The 16,168-nt window shown below is 42.3% G+C and carries 17 protein-coding genes and 1 pseudogene; 3 read left to right on the top strand and 15 right to left on the bottom strand.

Annotated elements, in window-relative coordinates; genetic code table 11:
• A pseudogene (locus ACTIE0_RS18190) lies at positions 1-67 on the top strand (zinc ribbon domain-containing protein); the annotation flags it as partial.
• Between the two features lie 105 nt (positions 68-172).
• Positions 173-1,753, top strand: coding sequence for an NAD(P)H-quinone oxidoreductase subunit N (locus ACTIE0_RS18185; protein WP_006670041.1), 1,581 nt, complete (start codon positions 173-175; stop codon positions 1,751-1,753).
• 94 nt (positions 1,754-1,847) lie between these two features.
• Here ACTIE0_RS18185 and cmoB read toward each other — a convergent pair whose 3' ends face one another.
• Both cmoB and cmoA read right to left on the bottom strand, forming a co-directional pair.
• The gene (gene cmoB, locus ACTIE0_RS18180) at positions 1,848-2,837 is read right to left on the bottom strand and encodes a tRNA 5-methoxyuridine(34)/uridine 5-oxyacetic acid(34) synthase CmoB (RefSeq protein ID WP_235720252.1); all 990 of its coding nucleotides are present in this window, start codon (positions 2,835-2,837) and stop codon (positions 1,848-1,850) included.
• Between the two features lie 35 nt (positions 2,838-2,872).
• Positions 2,873-3,628, bottom strand: coding sequence for a carboxy-S-adenosyl-L-methionine synthase CmoA (gene cmoA / locus ACTIE0_RS18175; protein ID WP_006622443.1), 756 nt, complete (start codon positions 3,626-3,628; stop codon positions 2,873-2,875).
• A 151-nt stretch (positions 3,629-3,779) separates the two neighbouring features.
• Between cmoA and ACTIE0_RS18170 the strand changes: the two genes are divergently transcribed.
• Positions 3,780-4,391 (top strand): LysE family translocator, encoded by a 612-nt coding sequence (locus ACTIE0_RS18170; RefSeq protein ID WP_006622444.1) that lies wholly within the window; start codon positions 3,780-3,782, stop codon positions 4,389-4,391.
• Here ACTIE0_RS18170 and ACTIE0_RS18165 read toward each other — a convergent pair.
• The 13 genes from ACTIE0_RS18165 to ACTIE0_RS18105 all read right to left on the bottom strand — a co-directional run bounded on the left by ACTIE0_RS18165 (position 4,362) and on the right by ACTIE0_RS18105 (position 15,718).
• Positions 4,362-5,009, bottom strand: coding sequence for a cyclase family protein (locus tag ACTIE0_RS18165; protein WP_006622445.1), 648 nt, complete (start codon positions 5,007-5,009; stop codon positions 4,362-4,364). The two genes, ACTIE0_RS18170 and ACTIE0_RS18165, sit on opposite strands and share 30 nt — an antisense overlap.
• An 82-nt stretch (positions 5,010-5,091) precedes the next feature.
• Positions 5,092-5,802, bottom strand: coding sequence for a tRNA1(Val) (adenine(37)-N6)-methyltransferase (locus tag ACTIE0_RS18160; protein WP_006622446.1), 711 nt, complete (start codon positions 5,800-5,802; stop codon positions 5,092-5,094).
• An 8-nt stretch (positions 5,803-5,810) separates the two neighbouring features.
• Positions 5,811-6,971: a U32 family peptidase gene (locus ACTIE0_RS18155; RefSeq protein ID WP_006670040.1), complete on the bottom strand. Its 1,161-nt coding sequence runs from the start codon at positions 6,969-6,971 to the stop codon at positions 5,811-5,813.
• 109 nt (positions 6,972-7,080) lie between these two features.
• A complete protein-coding gene (locus ACTIE0_RS18150; RefSeq protein WP_006622448.1) occupies positions 7,081-7,368 on the bottom strand; it encodes a hypothetical protein in 288 nt (95 codons plus the stop codon).
• A 60-nt stretch (positions 7,369-7,428) separates the two neighbouring features.
• Complete coding sequence (locus ACTIE0_RS18145; protein ID WP_006622449.1) at positions 7,429-8,679, bottom strand: peptidase U32 family protein; 1,251 nt, start codon at positions 8,677-8,679, stop codon at positions 7,429-7,431.
• 14 nt (positions 8,680-8,693) lie between these two features.
• Positions 8,694-9,986, bottom strand: a complete 1,293-nt coding sequence (locus ACTIE0_RS18140; RefSeq protein WP_006622450.1) for an S-layer homology domain-containing protein — start codon at positions 9,984-9,986, stop codon at positions 8,694-8,696.
• 50 nt (positions 9,987-10,036) lie between these two features.
• Positions 10,037-10,720, bottom strand: coding sequence for an SDR family oxidoreductase (locus ACTIE0_RS18135; protein WP_006670039.1), 684 nt, complete (start codon positions 10,718-10,720; stop codon positions 10,037-10,039).
• A gap of 44 nt (positions 10,721-10,764) precedes the next feature.
• Entirely contained in the window at positions 10,765-11,943 is a 1,179-nt protein-coding gene (bioF, locus tag ACTIE0_RS18130; RefSeq protein ID WP_006622452.1) for an 8-amino-7-oxononanoate synthase, read from the bottom strand.
• 28 nt (positions 11,944-11,971) lie between these two features.
• A complete protein-coding gene (locus ACTIE0_RS18125; RefSeq protein ID WP_006622453.1) occupies positions 11,972-12,190 on the bottom strand; it encodes a hypothetical protein in 219 nt (72 codons plus the stop codon).
• Complete coding sequence (locus ACTIE0_RS18120; RefSeq protein WP_006622454.1) at positions 12,181-13,056, bottom strand: ion transporter; 876 nt, start codon at positions 13,054-13,056, stop codon at positions 12,181-12,183. The genes ACTIE0_RS18125 and ACTIE0_RS18120 overlap by 10 nt, the downstream gene beginning before the upstream one ends.
• 116 nt (positions 13,057-13,172) lie before the next feature.
• On the bottom strand, positions 13,173-14,399 hold the full coding sequence (locus ACTIE0_RS18115) for an HhoA/HhoB/HtrA family serine endopeptidase (RefSeq protein WP_006622455.1): 1,227 nt from the start codon (positions 14,397-14,399) through the stop codon (positions 13,173-13,175).
• Positions 14,400-14,432: 33 nt separating this feature from the next.
• Positions 14,433-14,702, bottom strand: coding sequence for a hypothetical protein (locus tag ACTIE0_RS18110; RefSeq protein ID WP_006622456.1), 270 nt, complete (start codon positions 14,700-14,702; stop codon positions 14,433-14,435).
• Between the two features lie 35 nt (positions 14,703-14,737).
• Positions 14,738-15,718: a DnaJ C-terminal domain-containing protein gene (locus ACTIE0_RS18105; RefSeq protein WP_006622457.1), complete on the bottom strand. Its 981-nt coding sequence runs from the start codon at positions 15,716-15,718 to the stop codon at positions 14,738-14,740.
• Positions 15,719-16,168 lie beyond the last annotated feature (450 nt).

Here is a 16,168-nt window from a genome sequence, read left to right as displayed (position 1 = left end):
TGTTACCTTAACGGGTAATAGTGCTATCGTTGCATTGTCCGGGAACAACCGGAAAAATGTCGCGTAAATGTATCAGACCCAACAGGTGGTAAAATCGGAAAGCTAACAGACCCAAGACTGTCCCCTAGGGGCCAAATGTATCAGTGTGTGAATTTAATTGCTGTGGGAACCTATGGATTTTTCTAATCTAGCAGCCCAGTTGAATGCTGGGGCGATTTTACCAGAAAGTATTGTATTGATCACTTTGATGGTGGTCTTGATCGGTGATTTAATTGTAGGGCGGACAGCATCTGCTAAATGGACACCATATGCCGCCATTGGTGGGTTGCTGCTGTCTATCGTGGCTTTATACTCCCAATGGGATAATACCAACACCCTAGCGTTTTTGGGGAGTTTTAATGCTGATCCTCTGAGTATAGTATTCCGGGGAATTATTGCCCTGTCGGCCGCGGTGACAATTTTGATGTCCGTTAGCTATATTGAACAAACGGGAACCGCTTTAGCAGAATTTATTTGTATTTTGCTGACAGCGACTCTGGGGGGGATGTTCCTGTCTGGGGCTAATGAGTTGGTGATGATCTTCGTCTCCCTGGAAACCCTCAGTATTTCCTCTTATATGCTGACAGGATACGCTAAACGAGACCCTCGGTCTAATGAGGCGGCGCTGAAATATCTGCTAATTGGGGCAGCTAGTGCGGCCGTGTTCCTGTATGGTTTATCGTTGCTGTATGGTTTATCTGGCGGTGAAACTAACCTAAATGCGATCGCCCAAGCCATTACTAATAATGGAGTAGGTGAATCTCTGGGGCTGGTAATTGCTTTAGTATTTGTAATTGCGGGAATTTCCTTTAAAATCTCGGCGGTTCCTTTCCACCAGTGGACTCCTGATGTGTATGAAGGTTCACCAACTCCTGTGGTGGCATTTCTATCGGTGGGGTCTAAGGCTGCCGGGTTTGCTTTAGCAATTCGTCTGTTATTAAATGCTTTCCCTGTATTGTCCGAACAGTGGCACTTTGTGTTTACCGCCCTAGCCATCCTGAGTATGATCTTAGGAAATGTGGTCGCCCTAGCCCAAACCAGCATGAAACGGATGTTGGCTTATTCTTCCATCGCCCAGGCTGGGTTTGTCATGATTGGGTTAATTGCCGGAACTGATGCGGGTTATTCCAGCATGGTATTTTACCTGTTGATTTACCTGTTTATGAACTTGGGCGGTTTTACCTGCGTGATTCTGTTCTCTCTGCGGACAGGTACAGACCAAATTAGTGAATATAGCGGTTTGTATCAAAAAGACCCCCTACTAACTTTGGGGTTGAGTATTTGTCTGTTGTCTTTGGGTGGTATTCCTCCCCTGGCTGGATTTTTTGGGAAAATTTATCTATTCTGGGCTGGTTGGCAAGCGGGGTTATATGCCCTGGTTTTACTGGGTTTAGTTACCAGTGTGGTTTCGATTTACTACTACATTCGGGTAGTGAAAATGATGGTGGTTAAGGAACCTCACGAAATGTCTGATGTGGTGAAAAATTATCCGCCAATTCGCTGGAATTTGCCGGGGATGCGTCCCTTACAGGTGGGTTTGGTTTTGTCGGTAATTGTCACCTCTCTGGCGGGGATTTTATCTAATCCTTTGTTTACCCTGGCTAATGATTCTGTGAGCCGTAGTCCCCTATTCCAACAGGCGGCTATTTCTCAGGCGGAAACTGTGGCAACTATTGATGTGATTTCTAGTCCGGCAATACTCGCTAAGGATTAGTGATTACCTGGTTTAGGGGCGGGTGATATCGACAGCTTTTTAGTGGGTCGCCAATCTGGCTAAACTCGCCCCAAATCATAGTAGTTGGCAGTAATTACCCCCGTTGGGCGATCGCATAATATCTCCACGGGGCGGGGTATCCTTCCATGGTTTCCTGGGGGTTTTCGGGGTTGAGAAACTCCTGTAAACTGTCGATATTAGCCCAGGGAGTCCGGCGTTGTTCTTCTACTGATAAAGGTGAGGCGAAAATACAGCGAACTTTAGTAAATCCTGCCCTAATCATCCAGGTTTCTAAACAGGACTGGGTGGGGAGAAACCAAATTCCTTTGGCGTTGGCGTAACGTTGGCGAGGGGTGAGGGCGATCGCTTTTTCTCCGGGGATACCCTGACAGTCGATGATGATTTCTCCTTTTGGGGCTAGGGCTTGCCGCATTTTTCGCAATAAACCAATGGGGTCGGTGTGGTGATAGAGAATACCTAAGCAGAAAATGGTATCGAAAAATTGGGGATAATAATCTATATGTTCGACTCCTAATAATTCAAAATGTAGGTTTTCCTGACGGACTAGGTTTTGCATTAGTTGGAAGTTCCAAAAGTGTTTGGCGTAGGGTTCAAAGCCAATTACACAATCGGGTTGCTGGTCTGCCATGCGAAACATATAATAACCATTATGGCAGCCAATATCTGCTACTTTTCGCTGTGTGAGGGGCTGAATATGGGGGGTAATTCTTTCCCATTTTAAATGCGATCGCCATTCCGCATCTATCAGCGTTCCAAATAATTCAAAAGGTCCTTTTTTCCAGGGGCAGAAAGTCTTTAATGTCGCCTCAAACCGCTGTTGCTGGTCTGGGGAAAGTTCCCCCAAGCGTCCGATTTTCACCACCGAACCCGAAAAATCAAACCATTGGGTTTGGATATCCTCAACTGCTTCTACTGCTTCTCTATACCGCTTGATTTTATCATCAAATAACCGAGGATAAGCCCATTGGCGCTGTTGCTGAATCCCATCACGGTTAATGTCGATATCATAGGCGGCTAAATAATCATCAGCATGGTACATATAATAATCCTGATTATCTGTCAAGTTTTTATCAATAATTAGGGAAGGTTTATTTGGGGTTATTTTAGAGCAATAAATGAGGTAAAATTGTGAAACTTTAACAAAGAATCAACAGCCGCAAAGCCACTGTCATGCAGCATGGCTACCTGTTGCATTTGAGTGAGGGGAATTAAGACATTTTCTAGGGCTTCCTTTTTGCGTTCAATCTCATTTTGAGCATAGCCATTTCGGGTTTTAAAGGCTTCATAATGGCGGGTCATGGTTTCCTGGAATTGGGGATAAGGCGATCGTAATTTTTCACTCAGGAATAATAAACCACCCGGAACTAACCCTTCATAAACCGCATTTAAAACCTGTTGTCTCTGGTGAACTGGCAGAAATTGTAGAGTATAATTCATCACCACAATACTACTATTTTCAAAACTACTATTTTCCGCACTTTGACAGATTAACTCTATGTCGTGGATGTCTTCTAAACCTGATAACTTTTCTTTAGCTTTCGCTAACATGGGTTCCGAGTTGTCAATACCAACTAGGGTAGCAGGTGTTTTTAAAAATCGCCCCAGTAACTCTAAAAACGTCCCCGTTGAACAACCCACATCAATAATTTTAGTACCAGGTTGATAATAGGCTTTCGTCCATTGTACCGCACAGGCGACCACTTCTTTATATAGGGGAACCGAACGGGAAACCATATCATCAAAAACCCGCACCACATCTTCATTAAAAGTAAAAGGTTTTGGCCAGGTTTCCTGTTCAAATAGTTGGTCTTTGTCGGAACTTAGATAAAGTTCTGTATCCCAGAAATTAGTCATAATTTAATTTTCCATATCGGGTCATACAATCATATTTTACAACCAACCTGCCTCCCCAACATCAATAATGACGGTAACAGACATTACTGATAATTTTTGCAATTTATAAATTTGATAATATCATGTAATAGTTCAACCATCAAATACCCAGATGAATATTATGTTTTTGGCTAAAGGTTTAGTTATTGGCTTCTCCATTGCTGCGCCAGTTGGACCCATTGGAATTTTATGTATTAGGAGGTCTCTTACTCAAGGTAAAATAGTTGGCTTATTATCTGGTTTGGGCGCGGCTACTGCTGATGCAATTTATGGCTTTATGGCTGGCTTTGGACTCACCGCAATTTCTAGTTTACTCCTCGGTCAACAAACATTATTAAGAATATTGGGCGGTTTATTTTTATGCTATTTGGGCTTAAAAATTTTTCGGGATAAACCAGCTAATGAGTCTGCTCAAATTAACCATAAACTCGGTGCTTATGCTTCCACATTTTTGTTAACTCTCACTAATCCCATGACGATTTTAGGGTTTATTGGTATTTTTTCGGGTTTGGGTTTAGGGGAAGCCAATAACTATTTTGATGCCACTTTGTTAGTGTTAGGAGTCTTTTTTGGTTCCGCCCTCTGGTGGTTACTCTTGGTGGGGTTCATTGAATTATTTCGCGATCGCTTAAATTCTACTATTTTTCAATGGGTTAATCGAGTGTCTGGGCTAATAATTATCAGTTTTGGCATCTTAGCCATTGCTACAGTTATATGGCAATAAAACCGCCCTAGCTGGCGCACCCTCTGACCCGATAATTTTTAAAGGTAGACAAATTAACTGATATTCTCCCGGTGCAATTTCAGCTAAATTAATGCCTTCTAAAATAACCACTCCTGCAGTCAATAAGATTTCATGGGTTAAGGGACTATCATTAAACCTTTGAACTGAAAGATAGTCAACACCGACTAATTGAATACCAGCATCAACTACCCATTGGGCTGCATCAGCAGTTAAGGCAACATAATCTTGTTTAAATTCCGATATTCCTCGCTCCCAAAGCTGAGAATTGGCAGTTTTAAACAAGAGTCTTTCCGTGTCTTTGGGGATGTTTAATTGATTTAATAAATTAGCAGTAATTGCGGTAACATCAGCCACGGAAATTACTAAAGCCCGCCCGATTAACGTCTCTAATGATAGTTGTTCAACAGTAGGACCACCATCAATAAAATGAGAGGGGGCATCTACATGGGTTCCCACATGAACGCTGCTTGCCATTTTAGAAACATTTACCCCATGTTGGTCAATGGTTTTGGTAGACTCAAGTTGAAAGTTTAAACCTCCTGGCCAAGTAGGTAGTTGGGAGTGTAGACCAACGGAAATATCGAGTATTTTTACCATGTTGATAACTCCATTAATTGACAACTGCTATCTAATTATAGCATGATTTATCCTACTATTCATCTGATGACAATTCGAGCCTTTAATATTTTAAATAAAAATCACGAATTAAGGCGATAAATTCATCACTGTAAATGTGTCGATCTTTTTCAATTATCAAGGTGTGTGTCTGACAGGTTTTTGGAGTTTTTCCTAATTCCATAATTATGCGTTTCACGGAATGTGTAGCTGTGGGTTTGATTAACAATTGACGATCGCAATATAATCCGAAAGTGGCGGCGATTTCTTGAAACTTGATGGCGGCTGCTGTGGGATAAATTATTGCCAGTTTCCCGGTGGGTTTTAATAATTTGGTAGTTACTTGTAAGATATCTATCTGGGAGAGGCTGTCGCTATGTTTGGCGAGGGCTATTTGATGATTATCTGGTTTATAAGCATTGGCAAAAAAGGGGGGATTAGAAATGATTAAATCGTATTGTATATCACAGAAATCCGCATATTTTTGGATAGAATTATGATATATTTTTAGACGCGATCGCCACGGGGAATTAGCTATATTTTCACTGGCTTGTATATAAGCATCTTTATCAATTTCTACTGCCTCAATTTCCGCCGGGGAACGTTGGGCTAAGATTAAAGCAATTAATCCGCTTCCCGTCCCAATATCTAAGATATTATCGACAGATTTTATATCTGTCCAGGTTCCTAATATTACCCCGTCTGTGCCGACTTTCATCCCACAGCGATCCTGAAAAATAGTAAACTGTTTAAACTGAAATTTATTGCTGACCATACCTAGGATTAATTGCGTAAAATTAAACTACCTGGGGTAACTTTTTTAATCCAGTTGGTGATGATAATTTGGTCACGATCGCCTTTTGTGATTGGGTATCCTTGGAGATTCTTAAATGTCACAGTTTCAGGAATATTAACTTTTTCTCCGGTGGGAATTACCACTTGATTAATTTCGGAGATATCAAAAGGACGTAGGACTTGGAAAACGATATATTTACCACTTTCTCCCCCCAATGCTTCAGCGACACATAAATCATTGCGATAATGGGAAATTTTGGATTTTGACTTCATTCGGGAGAAAATAGAGGTAGTTCGATTAGCTTTAAAAAATGGCGATCGCGCTTCAGTCTGCCAATGGTTTTTAAGGGTTACTGGGTCGGTGAAAATTTGCTCACATATCTGGTCAATATCTGGAGCTAAATTACCATTTTTCCCGAAATGTCTGAGGTCTAGGCGCAGGGTATGTAAACCCGCCTTTTGTAGTCCCTCAAGTTGATCTAAAATAAACCAATCTTTATCTAAAAATAGAAAAGTTCCGTGGTGAGTTTCTACCGCAGGAAGGGGGCGATCGCCATTTTCTTCTGCCCTAGCTTTGACCTCAAGAAAACCTTGATTATTCTCCTCTGATATATGTTCAGCTAATAGCGATCGGGGTGAGTAAAAAAGCAAAATTCTCCCCACCCCCAAGACTTCACAGGGTACTGGTAATTTCTGGCAATATTTAATTAACTTATTTTCGGGAATTTCAATTGATAAAATCAGACGTTCTAAACATCCAGCGAACAGTTCACACCATCCTGTTAATGCCTCAAAATTATGATTTCCTGTCTCTACAATTAACTGAATAGGTAATTGGGGATAATGAACGATTAACCATTCTGCCGCGCCGGGATCACATACTCGAATAGCGGCAAAATTTAGGAGATCCCAATCACAGAGGCGATCGACAATTTGCATCATCACCCCTTCGGTCATTAAAATATCCCACACCAAAACCGGACGCAACCCCCGCTTTTTCGCCTCTTCCGCCAGAAAAAAAACCTCTGGCGCGGTTAACTTTCCCTGTCTAGCTAATAAAAAAGGTTCTAATAAAACCTCCCCCAAATTAGCTACCCTAGCGCATCTATCTAAGTCCTCTAAACTACCCACAAAAGTATTAAATATCATCAATTATTATTCCCTAATTTTAGAATCTTAAATGGTTAAAGTTAATCACATCAATTGATTGGCTTTGCAGATAACTAGCTAATTTTCAATAAAATATCTAAATCGCGAATCATACCTGTCTAATTTTCATGGATTTAACCTGGCTAGTTTCGGCATCCACCTTAAATATTTTATACTCTCGCCGATAGCGAGAAGTCTCCAAAACTTCACCCAAAGGATCTTCTAATCTATCGGCTGGACGAGTAAAGCCTAAAGTAATCAACCAAGATTGATCATCCTCAGAAAGTTCGACTTCTTCGACTCTCAAATCTTGAATATCTAGGTTGCCCATAGTCTCCCATAGAGAAATAAGATATTGTTTGGCAGCGATCGCCGCTGCTTTAACATCAGTTTTCATGCTCCACGTTTCCCGGCTATTTAAAGCAATTAGTTTATTATAGCATCAATTATTCCCTAATTAACTACCAGTAACCATAGAGTATGGGGCTGTTATTTCTACTTTGGATGGAGATAATCTCAGCAAATGCAGTTGGTGAACCTGCGCTAATTCGGGGACTTTGGTAATACAAACAATACCATCTTTTCGCATAAAATTAATCTCCTCACCGACTACGGAAAATAAACTATTAACTTGATAATTAATAGGCTGACCATGGGGCAGGATAAACTCGACTTTATCTCCCACAGATAAAGGTTCTACCAATTTGATAGCGATCGCCTCTTCAGTCGTATCTAAAACCATCCCTAAATAATCATGAGTTCCGGTATTATTTCCGGCGGCTTGCTCAAAAACCGAACCCTCACCCGCCGCCGTTTCTAGGGAACCAGAAAAATAATCCCTGTGGGGAATTGACTGTAAATCTGCCGCTATTTCCTGCAATAATTCCGGGGTTAACTCACCTTGAGAATAAGCATCAATCGCCCGACGATAGGCTTTACAAGTCATCGCTACATAAAAGGATGATTTCATCCGTCCTTCAATTTTTAGGGAACAAATGTGATGTTTGAAAAAATCACCGACCTGATAGATACCCCACAAATCTTTGGAGGACATAAACGTAATGGTAGAATCCTCAGAAGATAGTTGATAAGGAAGGCGACAAGATTGAATACATCCACCTCGGTTAGAATCCCGTCCGGCGGTATAATTAGAAATGGTACAATGTCCAGAATATGCCATACACATCGCCCCATGAATAAACATCTCAATTTCTAAGGGTGCTGCTTGGGGATTTTCGGCTGAGAATTTAGCCCGCATTTGACCAGCTTCGGTGATGCTAACTTCCCTACCTAAAATTAGGCGATCGACCCCAAATCTAGCCCAGAGTCTGGCTGCATATCCATTTAAACAGGAAGCCTGAGTTGATAGGTGAATTTTCAGATTAGAACAGTTGTTAATAACTCGCATAACTCCCAAATCGGAGACAATGACTGCATCCACATTGAGCTGTTCTAACAGTTGACAATAATCCCCAAATTCGCTAAAATCTTCATCATGGAGGAAAGCATTTAAAGTTACATAAACTTTAGCCCCCCGTTCATGGGCAAATGTGACACCTCTCTGTAAATCTTCGGGGCTAAAATTATCAGCCCTAGCTCGCAATCCATAATTTTGACCGCCTAGATAGACAGCATCTGCGCCATAGGTAATGGCAACTTGTAATCTTTCTAAATTCTTGGCTGGGGCTAATAGTTCTGGTTTCCACATAATCAAAAAACTGCTTAACTAACTGGTGTCTGATTAACTTCTAAAATCTCTCTAACGGTTCGCCCATCTCCTTGAAATCCAAAATACCATAAAGCTGTCGCTGCTTCCGCCCTGGTGACAGTTCTTTGCGGTTGAAATAGGGTAGTAAACCCAAACACTCGCCGAATATTAGCATTATCTCCATTATCAAAATCTGCTAAAATCGCCCTGATGGCATTACTATTAATTTTGGAGGCATCCTGAAATCCCCAACGTTGTTCAACGGCATCTACAGTCCCTTGGGGTAAGCCTTGGCGGATATCTAAGGGGACCTTCCAAAGGATTAAATACTCGCGGGTTAAGGGGGCATCTGGGCGGAATTGAACGGCGGTAGTATCCCCAGATAAAGAACTAGGAATTAAGCCAGCTTCAGCTAATCCTTGAATTTCGGCAAAATAGGGATGATTGGCGGGAACATCGGTAAATACAGGTTGACTACTAGAAATGGATAAACGAATTTGTCTACCTGGAATATCAGCATAAATCTTATTGTTTGCTTGGACTAAAGCGCGGGCAAATTCTCCCCTGGTAATAGCTTGGTTAGGATTAGGAAAATTTTGCTCAAAAACACCTAGTTTGGCGACATCCATAGCAAACTGTTTTAATTCCTGGGGAATGTCGCCAGTTGTAGAAGGGGTGGGGGTAGGGGTGGGAGTAGTTTCAGGTTCTGGGGTAGGACTTGAAGTGGCGGCTGTAGGGTCAGGAGACTCTGGAGACTCGGAAGGGGTAGGTTGGGGTTGAGAGGCGATCGCTTCTGGGTCGCGAGAATAATCTATAGAAAACTTAGTTTTTCCCTCTAATACTTGGTCTAATTTCAGGTTAATTGTTACCTGTAAATCCTGTTTAGTCGCCACCAACAAACCATCACTTTCTTGGTCAGCATTGCTAACTATTTCCCAGCCATCTGATGCCAATCTATTTTGGTAGTAGGTTCTGACGAAATCAATGGGGTCGGTGGTTCGCCAAACTGTTGAGGTTTTTTGTGTATCGCTGGCGGCGAGGGTGACATCTTGTAAGCTGGAACCGGGATAAATGGAGATTTCCTGGGGGAAATTTTCGGGTAATTTCAGAAAATCATCAGGGGGTGAAATAGGCTGATTTTCTGTGGCAGCCGATTCCTGAAAAGGGGGATTTTCTTGGAGTTGTGGATCTGCTTCTAAAGATTGTTGTAAGGAGTCTCCTAGGGTACTGTTGGCACAACTACTTAATAGGGCAGTTATGCCGATGATGGGGATAAGTTTGATTAAATATTGGCTGATAATTTTCACGATTTTTGGTGATAAATGGGTTAATAATTACTCAAAAAATGGCTGATAATTTAATTGGGAACAGTTACGGGAACCCCATTTTGTTTGGGGCTAAGTCCTAGAATAAAGGGAACTGCTTTTTTTACCCATTCCTGTGGGGAAGTAAAAGCGGCTGCATCTTCCCCATAACAAATTTCTAACATATCTGTGTGAATAATTCCCGGACTCATGGGAATGGCTGCTAACCCTGGGGGAAGTTCCTGCGCGAGGGCTTGGGTTAACCCTTCGATCGCCCATTTTGAGGTACAATAGGGGGCTACCTGGGGAGAAGTAGATCGCCCCCAACCGGAACTCAGATTAATGATGATACCGGTACCCCGTTTCATCATGGCGGGGACTAGATAGCGGATCACATTTGCTACTCCTTTAATATTGACATCAATTACCTGATTAAATTCATGGGGTGGCACTTCCCACAGGGGCGCAAGTGGATTAATTATAGCGGCGTTATTAATGACTATATCGGGGGCTGGATAATTTTTGAATAGGTGATTAATCCAATTTTCTACGGCTTGAGGTTCTTCGACATTAACTACTTGAAAATTATGGGGTTTTCCATATTTTTGGGTCAGCAGGTCTATGGGTTCCCGGGAACGAGCGCAACCAAGAACGGTATGTCCTAAATCAATAAAACTCTCGGTCAAAACTCTACCTAAACCTCGACTTACTCCAGTAATTAAAATAATCTTACTCATCATTAACTCCTATTTAGCCATTAATTAGTGTAACAGATAATCGTTTAAATTGCCATAATAAACTCTATCAATTTGTCAATATGTTCTGGTTCATGGGTTGCCATTAAGGAAATCCGCAGCCTGCTGGTGGTGACGGTGGGGGGGCGAATGGCGGGGGCAAAAATTCCCTGCTGTTGTAATTTTTGGGCTACCTGTAAAGCGATCGCTGCATTTTTTAGGGGGTAGCATAAAATGGGGGAAGTAAAACTGGTAAAGCCGGAAAAATTGGGATTTTCAGAATTATCAATATTCTTTAATTTTGCCTGAATAGTTGCCACATTTTCCCATAATTTAGCGCGTCGTTGGGGTTCTTGTTGGACAATTTTAATTGCTGTTAAAGCGGCTGCTGTATCGGCTGGAGTTAAACCCGTTGTATAAATCCAACTAGGGGCGCGGTTTCGCAAAAAATCAATGGCTGTGGCTGAACCTGCTACATAACCTCCCAAACTTCCTAAAGCCTTACTTAGGGTTCCCATTTGTAACAGGGGAGTCCCGGTCAAATGGAAGTATTCGACACAACCCGCGCCATTTTTTCCAAAGACTCCGGTAGCGTGGGCTTCATCGACTAATAACATACTATCAAACTCTTGGGCGAGTTCTACTAATTGTGGTAGGGGGGATAAATCACCGTCCATACTAAACAGAGTGTCGGTAATAATTAGACTTCTGCGGTGTTGGTGGCGATGATTTTTTAACAGGTTGGTTAGGTGATTAATGTCGCTGTGGGGATAGTTAAAAACGGTCGCGCCGCTGAGTTTTGCCCCCATTTTTAAACTGGAGTGGTTATACTCATCAGAGAGAATGATATCTCGCTGATTAACGAGGGCGCTAATAGTGCCAATATTAGCTAAATAACCGGAACTAAAAACTATGGCATCTTCGGTATTTTTGAGGTTGGCGATCGCCAATTCTAGCTGTCTGTGCAATTCCCGATGTCCGGTTAAAAGTCGCGAGCCAGTGGTTCCTGTCCCCCACTCACGGGTCGCATTCATGGCGGCTTCTATTAAACGTTTATCCCCTGCTAAACCCAAGTAATCATTACTGGCAAAATTGAGCATTTCTCGCCCATTTACAGTAATGATAGGACCGGGAAGACTAGCAATGGGTGTAACGGAACGATACCAATTAGCCTGGTGAATGGTATTGAGCGATCGCTGCATCCACCCATAAGCATCTTTAACCATAACTCGTTTTTTTAATCGGGGAAATTCATCAATGTTCAGAGGGGTTAATAGTATCGATATCCGCACTATTTCCGCGCACGGAAGGCAGTCTTTCCACTAATCCCATATCAAAGGCAATATCTGGCAACTCCCCCACCATATATTGTCCGGCTTGCCAAATGCGATTAGGGGTAAAACACATCTGGCGCAGTTCCACCACTTCCGTGGGTTCAAACATTTCCCTACACATTCTTCTTTCTAGTCCCATTCTTCTATAATCTCCTCTTTTTTGATTCTATGACGGGCGTGTTTTAGGTCATTACTATTAATCATTTTACCACAGTGGGGGCATATAAATGTAGTGACTTGATATTTTTGGGCTTTTCTTTCCTCAATGACCTCCGCAAAGCCAGAGGCGATAATACCTGCGGGAAGTGCAATAATACCAATACCAGTGATGGCGAGAACCGCCCCCAATAATCTCCCCCAGGGGGTAATGGGATAAACATCACCATAGCCAACGGTCGTCAATGTGACTACCGCCCACCAAATGGCTAAAGGAATATTAGCAAACTGTTCTGGTTGGGCTTCATTTTCCAAAAAATAGATGATACTCCCGGAGAAAAATAACAAAATTATCACCATACCCAGAGTCATAATTAACTCTTCTTTTTTATTGTTTAATACACTTTTAATTAGGTTAAATGATTTAAGATATCGAGTCAGTTTAAAAAACCGCAAAAATCGAATTAAACGAAATAAACGCGCCGCCCTCATATCGGGAATCATCATCGGCAAGTAAAAGGGTAAAACTGCCATCAAATCAATTAAAGCCAAAGGGGTAAACATATATTTAATTCGTCCCCACAATGGATGCTTGTAATGTTCATCTATGGTACAAGACCACAGCCTTAAAAGATATTCGATGCTAAAGGCAGCAATGGAAAAATATTCAAAGTTTTGGAATAAAACATAATATCTTTGTCTCAAGTCAGCGACAGTCGCCAAAGAAACTGCGATGACATTGAGGACGATTAAAGTAATAATAAAAAAATCAAAAATTTTACTAAATGAATCATGGATAGTCCAGACTTCTAAAATGAGGAAAAGTCGTCTTTTTAATTTTGGTAGCATGATTCATAAACCCAGCTAATGTGATGACTTTATTATAAAACACGAAAAGCAGCGATCGCGTAATGATTACCCGATCGCCACTTTCACAATTGTCAACTTAGGGAATAGCCCCAGTCTTACCGACTCAAGTTAGCATCCTGTAGTTCCCCAGGACGCACCGCGATTTGTTCCGTAGCATTTCCTCGTCTCACTTCCAGTCTTAAAGGCTTCCCAATTTGGGCTTTTTCGACAACCCTCTGTAGTTGGTCTGCTTGAGTAATGGATTTACCATCAATTTTAGTCACCACATCACCGCGACGTAAACCGGCGTTGGCGGCTGGACTGTCAGGAATAACCTGAACTACCAAAACTCCATCAATTTCAGGAATCATCACCATGGAGTTAGGATCACTATTAAACTCCTGAGCTAATTCTGGTGTTAAAGTAATCATCCGAATACCAATAAAAGGATGAGGGATTCTTTCACCCCTGGCTAAATTGTCTTTAATAGCCTTAGCGGTATCAATAGGAATGGCAAAACCAATCCCTTGACCATCAGCGCGAATGGCTGTATTTATGCCAATTACTTCCCCTTGTTCATTTAACAAAGGTCCCCCAGAATTTCCAGGGTTAATAGCGGCATCTGTTTGGATAAATTCTAGGCGTTTATCAGGGATTCCTACCTGAGAACTAGGGCGGTTTAAAGTGCTAACAATTCCTAAAGTCACGGTATTATCTAATCCGAGGGGATTACCAACAGCGATCGCCCAATCTCCTACCTGTACTTCCGCCGAATTTCCCAACTTAGCCACTGGTAAATTATTACCATTAATCTTAACCACCGCTAAGTCAGAAGGTTCATCAGCGCCTTTAACTTCTCCTTGAAATTGGCGACCATCTCGCAGGGTGACGGTAACTTTATCTGCACCTCGGACAACATGGGCGTTAGTTAAAATCATCCCATTACTGTCCACAATAAAACCCGAACCTTGTCCCCGTTGTTGATATTCCCGGGGAAATTGTGGCATATCTTCCCCAAAGAAACGCCGGAAAAATGGATCATCAAAAAAAGGTTGAGGAATATTAGTAGAAACAGTCCTTTCTGTATCCAATCGCACTACCGCCGGACCCACACGATTGACAGCATCGGAGACAAAATTTCCGACCCTTTGGGGGACACGCGCCACGGTTTCCGGTGGCGTATTTGATGCCATTACTACTTCCTGCTTAATGGTCGCCTGGGCTACAGGGGTTAACCAATCAGGAAACAATCGCAGGAATCCTAAAGTTAACCCTACACTCAACACAATGGCGATCGCATAACCGCCAAACTGACCAAAATTAGATCCTTTTTTGTCTTGCATTAACCAGTCTCCCAACAAGCATTTGATTATATTTTAGATAGCCGGCCACAAAATATCACTAGCTGTTTTAAACCAGCCATTCACCTTGCGCCATAACCTTTCAGGCTGATCATCTACCACCTCAGAGGCGATAGTTTCCACATCTACAACTGTGGCATTTTCCCAATCGTCCCGTTCAAAATTCCGAATCGGACGGGTAGAAGATGCCATATTTTCCGATTCAATTAATTTCCTTTTCACCCAGTCACGAACTTCTCCGGTTTGATTGATTACCAAATTTTCCCAGGTAGTTTGAGAGTTCATAGCTTCTCCTTTTGGTGAGTGGTTATACATCTTACTTAATTAAGCCAATTTTCTAGGTTTTGACGAGGGTTAAAACTGCTGATTTGTTGTAGTTCTTGGTATAGTTGTCGTTGGCGATCGCTTAAAGTTTTCGGTGCTACCACCTTGAGCCGCACAATCTGATCACCTTGTCCCCCTTTAGGAATCGGCCAACCCTTACCTCGCAGCCGCAGAGACTGTCCCGATGCCACCCCTGGGGGAACCTTCATTGTCACCTTACCCGAAGGGGTAGGAACCTGAATTTCCGCCCCTAAAACTGCCTCCTCTGGAGTAATTCCCACCTCACAAATTAAATCATTTCCATCAAACTGAAAAAACGGATGTGGTTCCAGTTCAACAGTCAAATATAAATCCCCTCTTTTTCCAGAAGTCGGACTAACTCCCCCCTTTCCTTTTAAGCGAATCCGACTATCAGGCTTCGCGCCTGGGGGAATTTTAACCTTAATTGTTTCTCCATCCAAGTTAAATTTCTTTTCCACCCCCTTAAAAGCCTCCGAAAAAGTCAGAGGCAATGTGGCCGTAAAATCGCGGGGCGGTACTTGTTCATAACCCCTATTACCGCCGCCAAAAAAGTCGCCAAACTCATCAAAAGCACTATAACCGCTACCATTGGGATAGCCGTAGGGCTGGCGAGGATTACCGCCAAACCTGCCTAGTAACTCATTAATAAAGTCATCAAAATTACCATATTGGTTAAAGTCAAAATCACCTACCCCTCCCGGTGGTGGTCCCGCACTAGAAGGGTCCCAATATTTCCCAAATTGATCATACTTCTGTCGTTTATCGCGATCGCCAAGAACCTCGTATGCTTCATTAATATCCTTAAATCTTTGTTCCGCAGCGCGATCGTTAGGATTCACATCAGGGTGATATTTCCGCGCTAAGTTCCGGTAGACTTTTTTGATCTCCTGTTGACTGGCATTCTTATCCACCCCCAAAATCCCATAATAATCTTTATAGTTCATTTTAGATGACATCAGCAAGCACCTCCTTCGCACGCTTATCTACAAGATAACAAAATTGGGAATTGGGTTCAAAGCCAGATCACCTTTACTTCCCCATTCCCAACTTATTACCTCTTATATTAGCAGTCTAGTCGCTGGTTTGGTGGGTTCAGAGTACATATCAGCCAGCCAGATCAGCATTCAGTTATGGTCGAAAGGGAAGTCACCTTCCCTAACTCCAATTCAAAACCGTGCTTGATATTTTCACATCACACGGCTCCTGATGTGGATACCCTATTGTCAGTAGGAACAAGGTTACGACCCCTCGCTTTATGACTTCAACTTTAGGAGCTTTATGCCACACGTAGTCTTTAAACTCGTTTTCGCCACTATACTCCTATTTATTGCAGTCTCTATATCCACACCGTGACTAGTGGGCATATCCCAACCATTACAGTTAGGCATTGGCTTTCAGTCACATCC

Origin of the sequence: Limnospira sp. (assembly GCF_051859755.1) — a bacterium.
Classification (GTDB): Bacteria; Cyanobacteriota; Cyanobacteriia; order Cyanobacteriales; family Microcoleaceae; genus Limnospira; species Limnospira fusiformis.
Note: the sequence above shows the minus strand (reverse complement) of the source record. Positions and strands in the feature narration are given on the sequence as shown.

Excerpts from the sequence above, each read along its gene's own strand:
- ACTIE0_RS18115 (WP_006622455.1), bottom strand. The coding sequence starts at position 14,399 with ATGCAAGACAAAAAAGGATCTAATTTTGGTCAGTTTGGCGGTTATGCG.
- ACTIE0_RS18185 (WP_006670041.1), top strand. The coding sequence starts at position 173 with ATGGATTTTTCTAATCTAGCAGCCCAGTTGAATGCTGGGGCGATTTTA.
- ACTIE0_RS18125 (WP_006622453.1), bottom strand. The coding sequence starts at position 12,190 with ATGGGACTAGAAAGAAGAATGTGTAGGGAAATGTTTGAACCCACGGAA.
- ACTIE0_RS18150 (WP_006622448.1), bottom strand. The coding sequence starts at position 7,368 with ATGAAAACTGATGTTAAAGCAGCGGCGATCGCTGCCAAACAATATCTT.
- ACTIE0_RS18105 (WP_006622457.1), bottom strand. The coding sequence starts at position 15,718 with ATGTCATCTAAAATGAACTATAAAGATTATTATGGGATTTTGGGGGTG.
- ACTIE0_RS18165 (WP_006622445.1), bottom strand. The coding sequence starts at position 5,009 with ATGGTAAAAATACTCGATATTTCCGTTGGTCTACACTCCCAACTACCT.
- ACTIE0_RS18135 (WP_006670039.1), bottom strand. The coding sequence starts at position 10,720 with ATGAGTAAGATTATTTTAATTACTGGAGTAAGTCGAGGTTTAGGTAGA.
- ACTIE0_RS18170 (WP_006622444.1), top strand. The coding sequence starts at position 3,780 with ATGAATATTATGTTTTTGGCTAAAGGTTTAGTTATTGGCTTCTCCATT.
- ACTIE0_RS18155 (WP_006670040.1), bottom strand. The coding sequence starts at position 6,971 with ATGATATTTAATACTTTTGTGGGTAGTTTAGAGGACTTAGATAGATGC.
- ACTIE0_RS18110 (WP_006622456.1), bottom strand. The coding sequence starts at position 14,702 with ATGAACTCTCAAACTACCTGGGAAAATTTGGTAATCAATCAAACCGGA.
- ACTIE0_RS18160 (WP_006622446.1), bottom strand. The coding sequence starts at position 5,802 with ATGGTCAGCAATAAATTTCAGTTTAAACAGTTTACTATTTTTCAGGAT.
- bioF (WP_006622452.1), bottom strand. The coding sequence starts at position 11,943 with ATGGTTAAAGATGCTTATGGGTGGATGCAGCGATCGCTCAATACCATT.
- ACTIE0_RS18145 (WP_006622449.1), bottom strand. The coding sequence starts at position 8,679 with ATGTGGAAACCAGAACTATTAGCCCCAGCCAAGAATTTAGAAAGATTA.
- cmoA (WP_006622443.1), bottom strand. The coding sequence starts at position 3,628 with ATGACTAATTTCTGGGATACAGAACTTTATCTAAGTTCCGACAAAGAC.
- ACTIE0_RS18120 (WP_006622454.1), bottom strand. The coding sequence starts at position 13,056 with ATGCTACCAAAATTAAAAAGACGACTTTTCCTCATTTTAGAAGTCTGG.